The 16,615-nt window shown below is 33.8% G+C and carries 16 protein-coding genes; 3 read left to right on the top strand and 13 right to left on the bottom strand.

The features are described from left to right. Nucleotides 1-56 precede the first annotated feature (56 nt). Entirely contained in the window at nt 57-2,531 is a 2,475-nt protein-coding gene (locus ACLL8X_RS03300) for a hypothetical protein (RefSeq protein WP_411989523.1), read from the top strand. A gap of 29 nt (nt 2,532-2,560) precedes the next feature. Here the strand turns inward: ACLL8X_RS03300 and ACLL8X_RS03295 are convergent, their stop codons facing one another. The 11 genes from ACLL8X_RS03295 to rpmH all read right to left on the bottom strand — a co-directional run bounded on the left by ACLL8X_RS03295 (nt 2,561) and on the right by rpmH (nt 13,716). After that, on the bottom strand, nt 2,561-2,986 hold the full coding sequence (locus ACLL8X_RS03295; RefSeq protein WP_411989522.1) for an META domain-containing protein: 426 nt from the start codon (nt 2,984-2,986) through the stop codon (nt 2,561-2,563). Nucleotides 2,987-2,996: 10 nt separating this feature from the next. Continuing rightward, on the bottom strand, nt 2,997-4,589 hold the full coding sequence (locus ACLL8X_RS03290; RefSeq protein ID WP_411989521.1) for a methyl-accepting chemotaxis protein: 1,593 nt from the start codon (nt 4,587-4,589) through the stop codon (nt 2,997-2,999). A gap of 89 nt (nt 4,590-4,678) precedes the next feature. Continuing rightward, nucleotides 4,679-6,211 (bottom strand): bifunctional phosphoribosylaminoimidazolecarboxamide formyltransferase/IMP cyclohydrolase, encoded by a 1,533-nt coding sequence (purH, locus tag ACLL8X_RS03285; RefSeq protein ID WP_411989520.1) that lies wholly within the window; start codon nt 6,209-6,211, stop codon nt 4,679-4,681. 2 nt (nt 6,212-6,213) lie between these two features. After that, entirely contained in the window at nt 6,214-6,984 is a 771-nt protein-coding gene (locus ACLL8X_RS03280) for a DnaJ domain-containing protein (RefSeq protein WP_411989519.1), read from the bottom strand. Beyond that, the gene (purL, locus tag ACLL8X_RS03275; RefSeq protein ID WP_411989518.1) at nt 6,981-9,167 is read right to left on the bottom strand and encodes a phosphoribosylformylglycinamidine synthase subunit PurL; all 2,187 of its coding nucleotides are present in this window, start codon (nt 9,165-9,167) and stop codon (nt 6,981-6,983) included. Before purL ends, ACLL8X_RS03280 begins: the two co-directional genes overlap by 4 nt. 10 nt (nt 9,168-9,177) lie before the next feature. Next, nucleotides 9,178-10,506, bottom strand: coding sequence for a tRNA uridine-5-carboxymethylaminomethyl(34) synthesis GTPase MnmE (gene mnmE / locus ACLL8X_RS03270; protein ID WP_411989517.1), 1,329 nt, complete (start codon nt 10,504-10,506; stop codon nt 9,178-9,180). Continuing rightward, nucleotides 10,499-11,341, bottom strand: a complete 843-nt coding sequence (locus ACLL8X_RS03265; protein ID WP_411989516.1) for a Jag N-terminal domain-containing protein — start codon at nt 11,339-11,341, stop codon at nt 10,499-10,501. Before ACLL8X_RS03265 ends, mnmE begins: the two co-directional genes overlap by 8 nt. Continuing rightward, the gene (gene yidC, locus ACLL8X_RS03260; RefSeq protein WP_411989515.1) at nt 11,338-12,924 is read right to left on the bottom strand and encodes a membrane protein insertase YidC; all 1,587 of its coding nucleotides are present in this window, start codon (nt 12,922-12,924) and stop codon (nt 11,338-11,340) included. Before yidC ends, ACLL8X_RS03265 begins: the two co-directional genes overlap by 4 nt. Next, nucleotides 12,921-13,262: a membrane protein insertion efficiency factor YidD gene (yidD, locus tag ACLL8X_RS03255; RefSeq protein ID WP_411989734.1), complete on the bottom strand. Its 342-nt coding sequence runs from the start codon at nt 13,260-13,262 to the stop codon at nt 12,921-12,923. The genes yidC and yidD overlap by 4 nt, the downstream gene beginning before the upstream one ends. Further along, entirely contained in the window at nt 13,259-13,585 is a 327-nt protein-coding gene (rnpA, locus tag ACLL8X_RS03250) for a ribonuclease P protein component (RefSeq protein WP_411989514.1), read from the bottom strand. Before rnpA ends, yidD begins: the two co-directional genes overlap by 4 nt. Next, nucleotides 13,582-13,716 carry a 50S ribosomal protein L34 gene (gene rpmH, locus ACLL8X_RS03245; RefSeq protein ID WP_087723277.1) on the bottom strand — a complete coding sequence of 45 codons (135 nt, stop codon included), beginning with the start codon at nt 13,714-13,716 and terminating at the stop codon, nt 13,582-13,584. The genes rnpA and rpmH overlap by 4 nt, the downstream gene beginning before the upstream one ends. A 185-nt stretch (nt 13,717-13,901) precedes the next feature. Between rpmH and ACLL8X_RS03240 the strand changes: the two genes are divergently transcribed. Both ACLL8X_RS03240 and ACLL8X_RS03235 read left to right on the top strand, forming a co-directional pair. Continuing rightward, nucleotides 13,902-14,522, top strand: coding sequence for a uracil-DNA glycosylase family protein (locus ACLL8X_RS03240; RefSeq protein ID WP_411989513.1), 621 nt, complete (start codon nt 13,902-13,904; stop codon nt 14,520-14,522). Continuing rightward, complete coding sequence (locus tag ACLL8X_RS03235; RefSeq protein ID WP_411989512.1) at nt 14,519-15,709, top strand: hypothetical protein; 1,191 nt, start codon at nt 14,519-14,521, stop codon at nt 15,707-15,709. Before ACLL8X_RS03240 ends, ACLL8X_RS03235 begins: the two co-directional genes overlap by 4 nt. On the opposite strand, the gene ACLL8X_RS03230 is transcribed toward ACLL8X_RS03235, so the two are convergent. Continuing rightward, nucleotides 15,701-16,075 (bottom strand): YbgC/FadM family acyl-CoA thioesterase, encoded by a 375-nt coding sequence (locus tag ACLL8X_RS03230; protein WP_411989511.1) that lies wholly within the window; start codon nt 16,073-16,075, stop codon nt 15,701-15,703. The two genes, ACLL8X_RS03235 and ACLL8X_RS03230, sit on opposite strands and share 9 nt — an antisense overlap. Beyond that, the coding region (locus tag ACLL8X_RS03225; protein WP_411989510.1) for a TaqI-like C-terminal specificity domain-containing protein at nt 16,072-16,615 on the bottom strand (544 nt) is incomplete at its 5' end. The genes ACLL8X_RS03225 and ACLL8X_RS03230, both read right to left, overlap by 4 nt.

Raw genomic sequence — 16,615 nt, 5'->3', positions numbered from 1 at the left:
TATAGCATTAATAATGATTGGAGTATAATTGCGAAATTTTTAAACAAAGGATAAATATGAAAACAATAAATATCCAAAAAATTCACAACGGGGGGGGGGGATTAAAATTCTCTCTTCTTTGCGCTTCGCTTCTTTTAAGCACTTCAGCCTTAGCAGACTTTGAAGGTGGGGGTTGTAACGGACAGACTTGCAATATCACTACAAATATTACTGAAACGATTAGCAATGTAAATTCAGCAAAAATGCTTTATATAGAACCCAATGGCTCTTTAAATGTGGGTTTAGAAAAAGATGCCTTTGTAAATAAGGGGGATTTGGAATTTTTTAATATGACTGGAAATTTATTAGGTAATGTTAGCAATCATAGCAAAATAGAAATGCTTACAATACACACCAAACAACCCCAAAAAGCTCAAGGAAATGTGATTAATTACGGCGAGATAGAAGCGTTAGAAATAGCTAACCTTCAAGGAGATGTGATTAACTATGGCGAGATATCACAGCTTTTTAATATCCATAATATACAAGGCAATATCATTAATCAATCTAGCGGAGTGATTAATACAGATTTGTCCATCCAACAAGATAGAACTTTGACGGGTTCTATCATCAACTCAGGCACTATCAATGGCAACATAGTATTAAAGGAAAATTCTCAAATCATAGGTTCTATTATCAATGATGGTGTCATTAATGGCGATATAATGTCAATGGAAACCGACTCTAAAATCATAGGTTCTATCATAAATAAGGGCGCTGTAAATAATATATTAGTTCTAGATATGCAAGGCGATTTCATCAATCATTCTAGTGGAGTGATAAATGGTCGATTAGGCTTGGGACAATTAACAGGAAATTTCATCAATGACGGAATTATTAAAGGAACTATAAATCAAAAAAACGCTCAAATCACAGGTTCTATTATCAATAATGGAATTATGGAAGAAATCAATTTAAATAGCAGCAAAATCACAGACTCCATCATCAACACAGGAACTATCAATAAAGAAATAACCATAGGAAGCACTTCTCAGGTTGGTGGTTCTATACTAAATTCAGGAACGATTAATAGCATAATATCAACGTCAAATTATGACTTAACCATAAACAATAATGACACCATAAATTCAGGCATTACCAATGCAGGCAGTGGAACCATCACTCTTAACAATCAAGGTCATATTGGAAAAGATAGTAGTGGAAATAATCTTACAAATTCGGACATTGCAGGTAAGATTAGAGTAAGTGATTATCTTATATATAGTAAGCAAGATAGCACAATCGATAAAATCAAGCTAGGTGGGAGCAATACTAATGGCATTAGCTTTGATAAAATCACTTTAAATCAAAGCAATTTAGACATTGATAAGATTACTCATATTCAAGATATTATACAAGGTGCAAATAATGATAATATAGGTTCTATTGTCGGTAATGGTTCAGGGGATATAAACTTTGATTACGATAAAAACACAGGAAATATCAAGGTAAATATAAATTTAAAGAAAAGCTCTCAAGGAGCTTTGTTTAGAGCTAATCATTCTTTGCTGAATTCAAAAACAAGTTTTATCAATACTACTATGAATAATGCTATGAATACTACCCTTATGCAAAATTCTCACTCTCTTGCTTCCCTAGATGGTAAGAATAATCTATACGCTAGTGCTAATCAGCTCTTGCAAAGTGATATAAGCACTTATACTAAAGACTATACCCATAGCTTTTTTATCTTGCCTTATTTTTCTTCTACAAATATAGACTTAGAACAAGGCAAAGACGATACAGCACACACTCAAGGTATCTTAGTAGGAGCTAGCACTTTAGAAGAAAGTGGTTTGTGGGGAATTTATGCAGGGTATGAAGATAACGATATCGACTCTGATTTTTATGGTTTGGATAATAGAAGTTATTATGTGGGTTTAAAGTATTATAATGGTATTTATACTTTAGAGAATTTAGATGAAGTTTATGTTAAAGCCAATACTCAGTTTGGTCTTTTAAAAAATGATTTGAGTAAAAGACTGATTGATGTAACAGGGATTAAAACTTCTCAGGCTGAACCAAATACTTATTCTTATAGTGCAGGAGCTGATATAGGTATCAATTTTTATAAACAAAGTCATATTATTTCCCCAGAAATAGGTATAGCTTATGAAGGTTCTCATACTCAAGAATTTGATATGATAGGGGATGCAACCATAGCTGGGGGAGAAAAGACTTATGCTAATGATACACATATTTTTAGTTTAAGAACTAATATAAGCTGGTATAAGGATTGGCACGAGAAATTAAAAACACTTTTACAAGCAGGAGTAAAGTATAATCTTAATCCTAATATAGAATTACATTCTAAAATAGGAACAAATGAATTAAGAGATGATTATGACATAGCAAGAGTGGAAGGAAATTTAAATGCTTCTATGATTGTTCCTTTGGAAGATAATTTTTATTTTACTCTAAGTTATGGAGGAAATTTTAACAAAGATAGAAATACCCATATGGCTTATTCTCAAGTGGGGTATAAGTGGTAAAAAAAAAAGGGGGGGGGCTAAATGCCCTTTTATTTGAAATAAATTGTCATATTTTCACTGCTTAAAATAAGCTTATTGTCTTCTTTTGTCATTTTAAATTCCCCTTTTAAATTCGAAAGAAGAGAATTTTCAAAATCCATTACATCTAAAGGATGGCAAAGCATTTGAGTTGAAGCTGCACCTTCAAACTGCAAGGAAGTCCCGCTATTTTGATAAGAGCCAAAAAAACGATTGCACCCTGCATAGCCGTAAAATTTATTTTTATCAAAGCTAATGTTTGGAATTTCTTCTGCATTTTTAGCTTCAAGCATTTTACCTTTGACTATAATTTTTTCTATTTGCAAGGGCTGATTTTGTGTAAGCTCAACGCTTTTTGTAGAATTTGAATTGACTGAATTACTCGCACAACCTGCAAAAAAAGCCGCAGCTAAAGCAATTTGAAGAATTTTTTTCATAATATTTCCTTTAAATTTGAAATTGATTAAGTTCGTTTTCAAGATTATGACATACTATTTTTAACTCATCTGCAACCTGAAGTAAAATTTTAGAAATTTCTTCATTCTTTTCACTAACTTCGACATTTTCTTGCATGTGAGAAAGTAAATTTTGTATGTTTTCTTGAGAAATTTTAATTTTTTCCGTGCATTGAGTTACCAAGGTTCTGGCATCTTCATTGCATAGTTTAACTTCATTAGCGTCATTAACTAGCAAGGTGGTGTCTTCATTTAACGCTTGCACACTTTGAGCATTTTTCTTTAACTCTGCACTAACTTCATTAATGCTTTGTAAAAGTTCTTTTGTAATCTGTGCTACGCTTCCTAGAAATTCTTCACTGCTTTGAGCCAAACTCCTAACATCTTCAGCAATCACAGAAAAACCTCTCCCAAAAGCACCCGCTCTAGCAGCTTCTATACCCGCATTTAAAGACAATAAGTTGGTCTTATCGGCAATCTCATCCATCATCTGGGTTGCTTTTTGTATATTTCCTGCTTGATTTACCATATTTTCTACTTTTTTAGCTAATTCGCTTTCATTTTCAGACACCATTGATACTTTATTAGCAACATTAAATAAAGACTGAAGCATTTGCTCTAATAACAAAAAAGATTTTTCATTGGCTTCATTTGCCTGATTTGATAAGCTCGCAAGATTACCCAACTCATTGCCAACATTTGCACCGAGTTTAAAGCTCTGGTCTATTTGCTTATGGCTTTGTGAGCTGATTTCGCTCAAAGAAAGAGCGTTTGAATTTAGAAGACTGCTTTGTTTTTCCACATTTTTCGAATTATGACTTGCTCCTCTGACAGCCTTGTGAGTTTTCTCAATAAATTGGTTAATATATCTACAAGCCAAAGCGATTTCATCTTGACCCTTTACCGAAATACGCGCCTTTAAATTTCCACTTCCTTGAGCTAATTCTTTAGCGTGATTTAAAAGCTCCAAAACAGGCTTACCAACAACAAGCTTAAGCATTAAAAGAACCACACAAAGAGTGAAAATCAAAGCAATAGTAAAGATAATAATATAAGAATGACTAGTCCTATTAATATCCCTTTGAACATTCTCTAAAGAATGTGATATATCCATAACCCCAATCACACTACCTACTTTTGCATTCACATGACAAGCTACGCAACTTTCATCGGCAATCAAAGGGCGTATCAGTCTTAAATGTATAATTCCATTTGCATCTTCTTCCAAAGCTTGAACTTTAGGATTCAAAAACTGCTCTGCAATACGCTTATCATTCGAAATTTGCGGGGTTTTCATTTCAAAAAGCTCTATGGTATCCTTTGAAGGATAAATCTTAATATCACTAATGCCATCTATAGCTTTTGCATCGTTGATGGCTTCTTGAATTTTTTCAGGGTCGCCTAAATTCATAGCCATTCTCATCGTTTGAAAAACAGAAGTGCTTATGGTGTTTAAATTCGCCCTACTCATTTTATCCGCAGTATTTTTAAAATCTAAATTCAAAATAATATGCATTATGATAAAACTGATTAACAATACAACAAAAATCGCAGCAGAAACCTTAAAACCTATACTTTTAAACATTATAACTTCCTAAAAACAGAAATTTTTAGAAACATTTTACACATAGTTTATTTAATTTTTATTAAACTTTATGTGAAAATGAGAATTTATTAATGCAAGAAATGCCTTACTCCTGTAAAATAAAGTGCCATACCATATTCATCAGCAGCCTTTACTACTTCATCATCTCTTATACTGCCACCGGGTTCTACTATGGCTTTTACTCCCACTTTACTCGCTTCATCTATACTATCTCTAAAAGGAAAAAACGCTTCACTTGCCAAAACAGAGCCTTGCAAATCAAGCCCCATTTCTTTGGCTTTAGAAATAGCCGCCTTTGCAGCATCGATTCTGCTTGTCATACCCATACCAATGGCAAGCATAGCGCCCTTTTTTACATAAACAACATTATTTGACTTAGTCAATGCTGCGATTTTCATAGCAATTTCAAGGTCTTTTAACTCTTCTTCATTGGCTTCTCTTTGGGTCATCAAACTAGCATTTTTAAGCTCGTTTTTGGCTACTTCATCGCTGTTTTGATACACAAATCCCCCATCAATATGCTTAAAATCATACTTATCAAAATTACGAAGTAAATAAGGACTTTCTTGAGTGAAAATTTTAATGCGTTTTTTACCCTCAAACACCGCCAAAGCTTTTTCATCAACATTCGCCGCAAGAATAACTTCTACATAAATTTCATTGATTTTATTTGCCAAAGCTTCATCAAGAGTTCCATTTATCGCAACCACACCACCATAAGCACTCACACTATCGCATTTTAAAGCGTGCGTATAACTTTGAATTAAATTTTCTTTTATGGCAAAACCGCAAGGATTTGCGTGCTTGACTATAACAACAGCAGGAGCTTTATCAAAGCTACTTGCTAAATTTAAAGCCGCATTCATATCGCTTAAGTTATTAAAACTCGCTTCACCCTTAAGGGCTTTAAAATTCGTGCTAAAAAAAGCATCAAACTCATATAAAGCACCTTTTTGATGTGGATTTTCTCCATATTTGGTATCAAATACTTTTTGCCCTACGATAAATTTACTTGCTCCAAAGCCATTATTAAAGCGTTCGTTCATATAATTTGCAATATAAGCATCATAATTTGCCGTATGTTCAAAAGCCTTTATCATCAACTTCAAGCGAAAATTCTCATCATTTTCACCCTTTTTTAAAGTTTCAATCGCTTTTTCATAATCAAGAGGACTACAAAGCACCATCACATCTTTGTAATTTTTTGCCGCACTTCTTATCATCGCGGGTCCTCCTATATCAATATTTTCAATAATTTCATCAAAATCATCACTCATTATTGTTGTTTTTTTAAAAGGATATAAATTCACACAAACCAAATCGATGCCTAAAATTTCATTTTCCTTAGCTTGTGTTGTATGATTTTCATCGCTTCTTTTATGCAAAATACCTCCGTGAATTTTAGGGTGCAAGGTTTTTACTCGTCCCTCAAAAAGCTCAGGACTTTTTGTAAAATCACTCACTTCTATCGCCTTAACGCCATTAGCTTTTAAAAGCTTAAAAGTCCCCCCTGTTGAAAGGATTTCAAAAGCTAAATTTTCAAGCTCCTTGGCTAATTCAACTATACCTTCCTTATCGCTTACACTCAATAATGCTCTCATTTTTACCTTTCTAAATGTTGTTTGATTTTTTCATACGCTTCATTGATTTTTTGGAATTTTTCCACTCCCCTTTTAAGCTCTTCTTCGCTAACCTTGTTTGCGTTTAAAATATCAGGATGGTATTTTTTCGCTAAGGCTCTGTATTGTTTTTTCACTGCATTTAAATCCGCAGTATTTGGAAGTTCTAAAATAGCAAAAGCTTCATCTAAACTTAATCCCTCTCTCGTGCTTTTTAAATTTGAAAGACTAGAAATAAAAGCATCAAGCTCACTTTTTGCTATATCAAAAGCCCTAGCGATTTGTTCTAAAATTTCACGCTTTTTGTCATTAAAATCTACATCGATTAAAGCCATAAACACAAGCACACGCAAAACATTAAAACGCTCATTTTTAGGCAAAGGCACTTCTTTTAAAAAGTCTTTTGCCACATAAAAAGCATCGCTTAAATTTTCTTTGTGTTCATTAAAACTTGCCTTTAAAAACGCTCTTTCTTTATCATCTTTGGCATTTGCATTCAAAAGCTCCTTAATCAACTCTGCTTCATTTTCACTTACCCTGCCATCACTTTTTGCAATTTTGGCTAGAAGTGCGATAACATAATAATTCATACGCCTTTTAAACTCATCTATTCTTTCTTCCATAACCCCGCGGACAAAGCCCTTTGCAAAGCCTTTAGCTCCTTTTGTGGCTGAGTTGAAAAAATCCTGTTTTCCCCAAGTCTTATAATACCAATAAAACGCCAAAATAGCGAGTATAATCAAAACTAAAATCATTGAATTTGCTCTTTAAAACTTTCAAAATAAAGCTTATCAAGCTCTTTTTTGCTTAAATCAATATTATCAAGCTTAAAACGCTTATCCTTCGTGCTTAAGCCTAATTTATAAGCCTTCACTCCAAATTCTCTAGCCAAATTTAAAAAAGCCTCTTCGTTTTCTTTTTCCACTCCCACTATGGCACGACTTGCACTCTCATCAAAAATCATTTTCTCATCATCAAAACCACTTTTTAACTCAAGTCCCACATTAGAAATCGCACACATTTTTGCCAAAGTTATAGCAATACCCCCAATTCCTACGCTATTAGCACACTCAAGCAAAGAATTTTGATTTGCCTTAAAAAGCAAATTCCAAAGTGCAAGTTCAGCCTTGTAATCACACTCTTTAAGTGTGCCTGATACTTTTTTATCTTGTATTTTCATAGCCAAAGAACCCCCAAATTCCCCAAAACTTTCCCCTAAAAGATAAATGCTTAAATTTTCCTTATCAAAACTGGCTTTTAAGGTTTTATTCGCATCTTCTAAAACACCCACGCTCACTATGGTAGGGCTTGGATAAATGCTTAGTCCTTCGCTTTCATTATAAAGTGAAACATTACCACTAACTACGGGAGTATTTAACTCCTTACACGCTTCTTTAATGCCTTCACACCCTTGCGCAAATTGCCACATCACTTCAGGATTTTGCGGATTGCCATAATTTAAACAATCGCTTATGGCTAGGGGTTTAGCACCCGTGCAAGCTACTTTTCTACCGGCAGCTGCCACAGCCAAAGCCGCTCCTATTTTAGCACTAATATAATTTAAACGCGAATTGCACTCCATAGCCATAGCCACACCCGCTCCATTTTCTTTAACACGAATAACACTAGCACCTAAGGCTCCATCTGCTTTTAGGGTATTAGTTTGCACGCTAGAATCAAATTGCTCATAAATAAAGGCTTTATCATTTACATTTTCATTTTGCAAGATTTGGATAAAAAGTTCTTTGGTGCTTATTTTTAACTCAAATTTGTAGTTTTTATTTTCGCTTAAATACTTTGGCTCACTCAAAGGGCGGCTTAAAATCGGTGCTTTTTCGCTTAAAGGCTCGATAGGTATAAGCCCTACAAGCTCACCTTGCCAAAAAAGCTCCATTTTTCCCGTATCCGTAACTTCGCCCATCACCACAGCATCTAAATCCCATTTTTTGAAAATTTCTATAACCTTATCTTCACAGCCTTTTTTAGCACAAATAAGCATTCTTTCTTGAGACTCACTTAACATTAGCTCATAAGGCGTCATAGCACTCTCACGCATAGGAGTTTTATCCAAATAAAGCTTCATACCACTCCCACTTCTTCCTGCCATTTCAAAAGAACTTGAAGTAAGCCCCGCTGCACCCATATCTTGAATACCTACGATATAATCTGTTTTAAAAAGCTCTAAACAAGCTTCCATAAGAAGTTTTTCACTGAAAGGGTCGCCAATTTGCACGGTTGGACGCAAAGACTTGCTTTCTTCATTAAAGCTATCACTTGCCATCACAGCCCCGCCAAGTCCATCACGCCCTGTTTTTGACCCCACATAAATAACAGGATTTCCCACTCCTTCAGCCTTAGCGTAAAAAAGTTCTTCACTTTTGCAAAGCCCTAAGGCAAAGGCATTGACTAAGATATTTCCATTAAAACACTCATCAAAAGCACATTCTCCGCCTATAGTTGGCACTCCCATACAATTTCCATAATGTGAAATTCCACTCACTACACCTTTAACAAGGTATTTTTGATGTTTGCCACATTTTTCATCGTGGATATTGCCAAATTTTAAGGAATTTAGACCCGCAACCACTCTTGCACCCATAGTGAAAACATCACGCAAAATTCCCCCCACTCCCGTAGCCGCACCTGCAAAAGGCTCGATAAAGCTAGGATGATTATGACTTTCCACCTTAAAAACCGCCGCCATACCCTGACCTACATCAATCACTCCTGCATTTTCTCCGGGTCCTTGTATCACCCAAGGTGCTTTTGTGGGAAAACCTTGAAGGTATTTTTTGCTGGATTTATAAGAGCAATGCTCACTCCACATCGCAGAAATTACACCCAGTTCAAGCAAATTTGGCTCACGCCCTAAAATTTCTAAAATTTGTGCGTATTCTTCATCGCTAATTTTGTGTGCTTTTATGGTTTGTTTATCCATCTTTATCCTTTCATTTTCCTAAGCAAAAATTACCAAACATTTCATCTAAAATTTCACTCCTTTGGAAATCTTTGGTAAATTTTGCAAGTTCGCTAAGGGCTAAATTAAGCTCAAAAGCAAAAAGCTCTAAGGAATTTTCTTTCAAAAGTTCTTTAGCTCTAAAAATCGCTTCGCTTGAAATTTTACAAGATTGAATAAGCTCTAAAGAACTCACCATAATACCTTCACTATCAAAAGAATTAAGATAATTTTGTAATTGCTTTTTCAACAAAGTTAGGTCTTTTTGAGCGCTAAGCTTGATAAAATTTTTATTTTGAGTATTTTTAAAAACCCTTTCTAAATCATTTTTGTTTAAAATCCAAAAGATTTTTTTATCCGTATTTGCCAGTAATTCAAAAATTTTCTCATCTTCTTCATCTTCCTTTCTTGAAGCGTCAAAAACAGCTAAAATAATATCCGCATCTTCAAGACTTTTTTTGCTTAAGGCTACGCCCATTTGCTCTATACTATCCTTACTTTCTCTAATGCCTGCTGTATCGATAATGCGTAATAAATGTGTGCCAAGCTTAAAGCTTTCTTCTATGGTATCACGAGTCGTTCCTGCTATATCTGAAACTATGGCTCTTTCATAAGAAAGCAAAGCGTTCAAAAGCGAAGATTTGCCTACATTAGGCTTACCTATGATGGCGATTTTAAAACCTTCTATGAGTCCTTTTTTGCTTTGAGATAGGGTGTAAATTTCTTTTAAAATTTTAGCGTTTTCTTCACACATTTTAGCAATTTGCTCTAGTAAATCGCTTGGTAAATCATCATCAGCATAATCAATGCTAACTTCTACAAAGGCTAAGGTTTTAACCAAATCTGTGCGAATTTTTTCTAAAAGCTCGCCTAATTTTCCTTGCAGATTGCGTGCTATGATTTTAGCTGCTAATGCGGATTTTGAAAGTATCAATTCTTGTATATTTAAAGCCTTTAAAGGAGTCATTTTTCCGTTTAAACACGCTCTTTTGCTAAACTCCCCCGCTAAGGCAAGCCTAGCACCTAAACCCACAAGCTCTTCAAGCAAAATTTCACTCACACTAAATCCTCCGTGAGTTTGAAATTCCACTATATCTTCGCCTGTAAAACTAAAAGGGGCTTTAAAATATATCATTATAGCTTCGTCTATAAGCTCATTATTTTGATTGAAAAGTTTTGTGAAAATAGCCTGACGCGGAGTGAGATTTTTTTTACGACTAAGCTTTAAAGCAATTTTTAAGGCTTTTTCTCCACTGAGTCGCACAATACAAATCGAACCCACGCCATAAGCTGTGGCAATGGCTGCTATGGTATCATTCATCTTTTTTTAAAAAATCATTTATCACAACAAATCTTTGCTCGTTATTTTGCTTGATTCCTACATATTTGTCTGGAAATTCAGCTCTTAATTGTTCTAAAGCAATTTTAATCAAAACCCCATCTAAAGGCTTAGTTTGTCCGCGTCCTTGAGTTTTAATCTTTTCAATAACACCTTGCAAATAAAGCTGCATAGCTTGAGTTTGATTTTCTAAAAATTGAGCGATTTCAAGACGCACTAGAAGATTGTATTTTAAATTAATCCAATTATGCAAAAGATAAGAAATAGCCTTGTAACGATGTGCTTCTTTGCCTATCATCAAAGCAGCATCTTCGCCATCTAAGCAAATCAAAACACAATTTTCATCATACATTTTAAGCTCGCTCAGCCCTATTTTAAACTGCGAACTTTCCAAAAGTCTTACAAGCTGAACGCGAATCTCTTCTAAAATATCTTCATTCTTAGCCCTACTTCCCCTGTGAAAACTATCAAAAATAGCTTCGCTTTTAACGGCGTATTTTTGAGTTTGATTTTTCTCATTTTTACTTTCATTTTCTTGCTCCAAAGAAGGCTTGATTTCATAAGAATTCGCTTCTAAGGGCTTGATTTCTTGCGAGTGTGTTTTGTGATTTTTTGAATTTAAAAAATCTTTTTTAGGAGTTTTTTTGAAAACTCTTTTTTTAGCCTTCACTTCTATGATGGCTTTTTTTCTTCCTAAACCCAAAAAACCCTTTCTTGGATGCTGGATAATTTCATATTCTAAATCCATCACAGAGCATTCTAACTTCCTTGAAGCTTCGGTTAAAGCACTTTGAAGGTCAATGGCTTCGATTTTCATTTTTCTTGCTCCCCTTGTTTTTTAGCATGCTCTTTGGCAAAAATTTTATTAATCACCCATTGTTGCACCAAAGAACAAAGATTATTCACAAACCAATAAAGCGTAAGTCCCGCAGGGAAAGTGATAAAGAAAAAGGTAAAAATCACAGGCAAAAATTTCATAATCTTAGCCTGCATAGGATCTTGTATGGTCATAGGAGTGATAAGCTGTTGTAAAAACATCGTAGCTCCCATTAAAATAGGCAAGACAAAATAAGGGTCCATCACCGATAAATCGTGTATCCACAAAGCCCAAGGAGCCGCTTTTAACTCAATAGCATTTAGCAAAACCCTATAAATAGCAAAGAAAATAGGAATTTGCAAGAGTATAGGCAAACACCCACTCATTGGATTGGCTCCGTGTTTTTTATAAAGCTCCATCATATGCATATTCATTTTTTGCGGGTCGCCTTTATAACGCTCCCTTAGTTCTTTCATTTTAGGAGCTAAATCTTTAAGCTTATTCATAGAAATCATAGACTTATAAGTAAGCGGGAAAAGAATAATTCGCACGATTAGGGTCATCACTACTATAGCCCAGCCCCAATTTCCTATATACTGATGCAAGAAATTCAAAAACTCAAACATAGGTTTGGCTATAAAAGTAAACCAACCATACTCAACAACAGCTTCAAGGCGTGGGTCTATGCTTCTTAAAATCACATGCTCTTTAGAGCCTATATAGCCCCCTGCCTTAAATTCATTATCACTATAAGCAAAAATCAAAGGATTGTTGTTAGCATCCTTGCTAAGGGCTACATTTAGAGGCTTGTCAAAATTATAAAAGAAAGTCGCATAGTATCTATCAAAAGCCGAAGTCATAAGGGCATTATTAAAGCTTTCATCTTTTTCTACATCCCCATCTTCATAGGTATGAATGGTATCTTTATCGTCCATCACCAAAGCACCATGCACTGTATAGCTATCCACAGCGATATTAGGGCGAAAACCCGGACTGATAAAATAAGTCGCATTTTGAGTGAGCTTTATATTTATTTCATAATTTCCCTTAGGATAAAAAATAAGTTCTTTTTCAACGGTTAAGCTTGAGAGCTTTTGAGTGAGCTTTAAAACCCCACTTCCATTTTCATCCACAAAAAGCTTATTAGCACTTGCGATATAAGGGGTTTTAAAGGCTTGTGAATTTATGTTTGTATCGCTAAAACGCATTTCTAAAGGATAGGGACTATTTTCCTTGCTAACAAGATTGATAAATTCGCCTTTGTCATTTTGGTATTTTTTGTCTTTAAGATAAAAGGCAGAAATTCTACCCAAAGAATCAATAACTGCTTCAAAATGCGCACTCTCAACCTTAGCTATCACAGCATTTTGCGAAGGTAAATCTGTATTTGGCGTAGGGGTATTTTGTATATTAGGAGTATTATTCACACTGGCATTTTGTGTCTTTTCTTGTGTGATATTTTGCTCTGTTTTTAAAGGGTGCTTAGGAATGAAAAAATAATCATACACAATAAAAAATAAAAAAGAAAGCACAACAGCCAAAAGTATGCGTTTTTGCTGAAAAATATTATTTGAATTATTCACTGATTTGTCCTTTTAAAGATAATTTTTACAAGATAAAAACTTTTGTTTTTATAAGGTATATATAAAAAATAAAGCTGCTTTTGTGCCAAAAATATAGGCTTAAAGCATAAATTCATAGTATGGAAATTCTTAGAAATTCTAGGATAATCAAAGCCCCCTTTGAAAAAAGGATTGCACCTTAAAATTCTAAAAAAAGTAGAAAAAAAAGCCAAAAAAAGATTCTTTTTTTGAAACTGCCAAAGCGCATACTCAGAACAACTAGGATAATACCTACAAACAGAGGGTTTTAAAGGGCTTAAGAATTTTTGATAAAAACGGAGTATTTTTAGGCATATTATTTGAAACATTCTAGTTTTCTTAGTCCCCATTTTAGATTTTTTTCCAAGCTAGAAAAAGAAAGCTCGGTGATTTCGCTTTTAGCTACAAAAATATATTTACCCGCTTGAAGATTTTTTTCAAATCTAGCAAACAAAGCCCTTAAAATCCGTTTTGAGCGATTTCTAAGCACTGCTTTTCCAACTTTTTTACTAGCCACAACGGCTATTTTTTTTTCATAACCACTAAGATAAAAAATGATTACACCCTCACAGTGCCATTTTTTACCCATTTTATATACAGAGGCAAATTCCCCACTGGTGCTAAATTTATCAAAATTCCTCACACAGCAAGTCTTTTTCTACCTTTAGCGCGTCTTGCATTGATTACCTTGCGACCATTTTTGCTTTTCATACGAACACGAAAGCCGTGAGTGCGTTTTCTTGGAGTGCCGTGTGGCTGGTAAGTTCTTTTCATTTGATTTTTCCTTAAAAAATTATAAAATAAGCTGGTATTCTATCTTAATCTTACTTATAAATTGCTTTTGATTAAGGGTAATTTTGCTAAATTTCAAAATTATTTTTTCAAGGGTCAAAAATGCAAAGCTTAAAAGCTAACAAGCCAAAATTAAAACTCAATTTAAAACGCAAAAGCCAAGCTAAATGATACGCTCTCTTTATTATCTAAAAGCTATGGGTTTTAGCTTCATCGATACGCCCTTAAATACACCCACAAAAAGCCCCGAGCAAGCACAAAATTTCAAGGATTTAAAAAAACTCATATCATCTTGCACGCTCTGCTCTTTTTCTAAAACACGCCAATTTAGCCTAATGGAAAAAGATATAAAAAAAGTAAAACTACTCATTGTTGATACTTTCGCTACAAAAAGCGAAAATGAAAGTGGAATTTTACTCAACTCCAAAAAAGGCGAAAAATTAAAACATTATTTATACGAAAATTTAGGACTTCGCGATGAAGATTTTTATTTTTCTTATCTTTTTAAATGTTTTTGTAATGGAAAATTTGATGATTTTTCGCTACAATCTTGTTTGCCTTTTTTTCTAAATGAGCTAAAGCTAATCAAGCCCACTTTTTTGCTTTGTCTAGGAGAATACGCTTTTAAAAGCTTAGGGTTTAAGGATTTCCATATTTTAAAAGGCGAAATTTTTGCTTATCACAATTTTTTTATAATGCCAAGTTATGATTTGGATTTTATAGAAAAAAACCCAAGCTATGAGAAAAATTTCATACAGGATTTAAAAAAAATTAAAGGATTTTTATGAAAAAAATATTTTTGACCTTTTTTCTATTTTGCTGTTTGCTTTACGCAAAAGAGCAGAAATTAGTCGATGTAAAAGTGGCTGAAAATTTTTATCCCAAATTAAGCACTCAAACTTGCAGTGCTTCTTGTCTTTTTGAGCTTTTAGAAGGAAGATTATATCTTAGTTTTTTAAGTGAATTTAGCGAGCAAAGCGACCAATTTTTAGCCAATGTTTATGCCAAACTTTTAAATTCCATTACGGATTTTGAAAACAATCTCTTAAAAATCACTTCGGTCAAACTTGCCATTATTATCCCTGAAAAAACCATTAAAAGCTACTCAAGCACCCTGATTAACTCAAGCATAGCCTATCTTTTAAGACAAAGGGCAGAAATTAGAGTGAAGGTTTTTTTAACAGGGACAGAAGAAAGTAGCCAAATTCAATCAGCACTTAGTCAAGCTCAAGCTCAAGGATACCAGTATGCCATAGCGGGTTTTACTCTAAAGGGTGTTAATGAGCTAAAAAACTACTCAGGTTCTATGAAAATTTTCATCCCCACTATCCATAAAAACAAGGTCCAAATTTCAAACCCAAATATCATTTTTGGAAGCATAGATTATGACGCTCAAATTGCCACGCTTTTGAAAAAAGCAAATGATAATATCGCTATCTTTAGCGACTCTTCTGCCTTATCTAGCAATTTAAATTCAAGCATATTAAGCCAAAATCAAAACGCTAGAATTTACACCCTAGAAGGAGAAAAGCTTGATTTTAACAGGCTTTTAAAAGCTCAAGGGGGTCTTAATAACGCTTCGATATTTTTCAACACTCCCTTAATCAAAACAGCCCTAACAAGCTCACAATTAAGAATTTACAATATCCGTCCTTTTGTGCTTTTATCCACTCAAATCAATTATAATCCAACCTTTTTAAGCCTTACTCAGCAAGGCGATAGAGAAAATTTCATTATCGCTAATTCCATTCATAATCAAGACGATACTCTTGTTTATCTTAATGAAATTTTTAATCAAAGCATAGACTATAATTGGATTGCCTATGCTACAAGTATAGGAGTGGATTATTTTTATACGGAATTTTTAAACAAAAAAAGCAATAGTTTATTTGATGAAAAAATTGAAAATTCTCAAGTGTCTTATGGGGTGCGTCTTATGCAAGGCAAAGAAGCAAGTTTTGAAGAATTAAAATAATTCTTCAAAAAGTTTTTTTAATTGCAATCCCATTGGGGCAGGTTTTTGCTCTCTTACAAAGGCTAGGGTTAAATCCATTTTAAAAAGCAGCAAGCTCTCTTTATAAATTTCTTGCGAAAGTTCCACAGAAGCACTTTTGATTTTTGTGATTTTTGTTTGAATTTCTAGGATGTCGCCAAGTCTTGCGGGTCTTAAGAAATTACAATTTGCCCTTCTTAGCAAAAAATGCCCCTTAGAAGCATTAAAAATATCCACTTTTTTATTGAAAAAAATTTCACTCCTAGCCCTTTCACAAAATTTCAAATAATTACTATGATACACCACCCCGCCCGCATCGGTATCTTCATAATACACGCGTATTTTCATCTTTGCTCCTTTAAATTTTGTTCTATTAATTTTATCTCATCATCGCTAAGATTATAGAGTTTATAGACTAAAGAATTGATTTTGTTTTCAAGTTCTTGGGTGTTTGCGTTTTTATCTTGCTCTTTTAAATTTAAAATGGCACCCACTAAATTGACAAGCTCATCGGCTGTTTTTTGATTTTTAGAATTTATTTTTGGAATGGGAAATTTTTCTACATATTGATTTGATAATAAAAAACCTTTGTCAGAATACAAATGTCCTATATTTTTAAAATAATAAAATATCAAACTAGAATTTAAAAACCCTAAAAGATATTTGAGTTCATTTTTAGAATTTGCTACCATAAAAGCCATAGAGTCTAACAAAATACATTCTCTTTCCAAGATAAAACTTGGCTCTTGTGTTATTCTTTGCCAACCTATCTTTTCCTTTTCAAATTCATCTAAATAAGCACAATTTCTAAGATTATAAGGAGTTACTCCTTTATCAGCTCTTTTTTCTAATTGGGGATAAAATTCATCAAAATGTTTTTTTAAACTT

Source organism: Campylobacter parajejuni, from assembly GCF_046764905.1.
In the GTDB taxonomy this organism is placed as follows: Bacteria; Campylobacterota; Campylobacteria; order Campylobacterales; family Campylobacteraceae; genus Campylobacter_D.
This window is presented reverse-complemented; position numbering and strand designations above follow the sequence as displayed.